This is a genomic window from Blautia sp. MSJ-36 (assembly GCF_018917985.1).
In the GTDB taxonomy this organism is placed as follows: Bacteria; Bacillota; Clostridia; order Lachnospirales; family Lachnospiraceae; genus Blautia_A.
On record NZ_JAHLPQ010000061.1, the window covers coordinates 1 to 1,854 of the forward strand.

Here is a 1,854-nt window from a genome sequence, read left to right on the forward strand (position 1 = left end):
CGGTTCTTTCCACACTTAGTTGAATTTATTGTGAAAAAGTTCACCGAATAATACTTTTGCTTTCAATAATTCAAAACTGTTTCTGCCATACATTATTCGTTTTATAACTTTGATTTTATTTACACTACCTTCTGCTAAGCCGTTATTATACGAATATATAATTCCGTTTTTTACAGCAGTTATGTCCTTTTTTATACCATTTATAAATGTTTGAAGTTCAGGAATATCATATTTTTGCGCTGTATTGATCCATTCATCCAATTTTGCAGGATTTTTAGAGAATATGACACTACAAAAATCTTTGGTTAATGCATAGAGTTCACTCAATAAAGGATATTTTTTTAATACTTCTTGATACTGTTTGACAGTGATTGTACCTATATCCTCGAGTTTTTTATAAACCAGCTGGCATAAAGATTTCCTTTGCACATATTCAGAATGCGGCTTTTCCGTTTCGTTCTGTTCATGCATTCGTGTTCTTTCTTTTTGCATAAACATTCGTAACGAAGCTACACTGCCAGCATATCCCTTTTTACAAATAATATCATGTATTTTGGGATAGGTTAATCCTTTGCTTCTGAGTTCTATTATCTCTTTTTCATATGAAGCCAACTTTCCTGGAATCCTAACATTATAGTGGCCATTTGTAACTGAAAAATCAGGATTTAAATAATTTTGTATGGTTTTATGGGAATGATGCATCAGAGAAGCAATCTGCTCAATTGGATATCCAGCTAATGCCATTTCTCTTGCATTTTTTATTTCCCGTTCTTTTTGTTTTATTGCCAGCTGATGCTGCCGTTCCCTAATAATTGCTTTACTTTCAGGAATCTGGCCTTCTGGAATAGCAAGATATTTTTGGATTGTTTTAGGTGATGAATGTAACAATAACGCTATATCCGATATAGTCAATCCTTCCCTGCGTTTTTCATGGGCGAATTTTATACGTAACGACCGGTTTGCAGTGTTATATAATGCTTTCATTTCATCAGTAACGCTTTCTGTTAATGGTATTTCAACCCTTGCAGGAAATTCCCGAAATATATATTTACAGATAACTTCCGAGAGTCCCTTTATTAAGTGAAAACGGTCACTGATCTGTATGACATCAGGATGAGAATTTGTAGCAGCGGATGCGTACGTAATGGCTCCATCCCTTGAAATAACTTCGATATTGCGAAAAGTTTCCAGCCAGTTGCAGACATCATCTGTATCTCTCGACGGAATCATATCAACAATCCGGTGATTTTCCAAATTTATCATAACTGTTCCATAAGAAAATCGTTTTCGAAGTGCAAAGTCATCCACACATACCATTTTTACAGAAGATTTATCCACAATGGATGGCATTTTTTTTAAGCAGATCACAGATACTACTTTTGCAAACTGAAATATTTTCGCTTTTTAAAAGCTTGGAAGCATTCAATGAGCTTAGCTGGGATGATGTATATAATATACTTTGGATCAATCTGTCCGTTTTTTGGGATTTAGCAGCCACAAATGGATGTTTTTCTGAAAAAATTTTATGATAACATTCTGGATTCATACATCGCATTTTTCTGGTATCAACCAGAAGGATGACTTTTTTTCCCTGCATTGGAAGATCTTGAATTTCCCTTTGATATACAGAATGAACTTTAGATGTTTTGCTTCCACAAAATGGGCATTCCAGTTCCTTTATTGTTGAAGCAATATGAAAAATCACTTTGTTTTCCTTTATACGATATTGTATTAGCTTATAAGCAGGATTAAGTAATTTGATAAATTCGTCCATACGGCCCTCTCTTGGTAAATATATTTTAAATGTATTATATAGCTTTAATATGTTAATTTCAACCAAGTATGGAAAGAACC

2 protein-coding genes are annotated in these 1,854 nt (G+C 33.7%); both read right to left on the bottom strand.

Annotated elements, in window-relative coordinates:
- Positions 1-15: 15 nt before the first annotated feature.
- Positions 16-1,368 (bottom strand): ISL3 family transposase, encoded by a 1,353-nt coding sequence (locus tag KQI39_RS17095; protein WP_330654109.1) that lies wholly within the window; start codon positions 1,366-1,368, stop codon positions 16-18.
- A partial coding sequence (locus KQI39_RS17510) for a transposase family protein (protein ID WP_253293235.1) occupies positions 1,331-1,854 on the bottom strand: 524 nt, incomplete at its 5' end. The genes KQI39_RS17095 and KQI39_RS17510, both read right to left, overlap by 38 nt.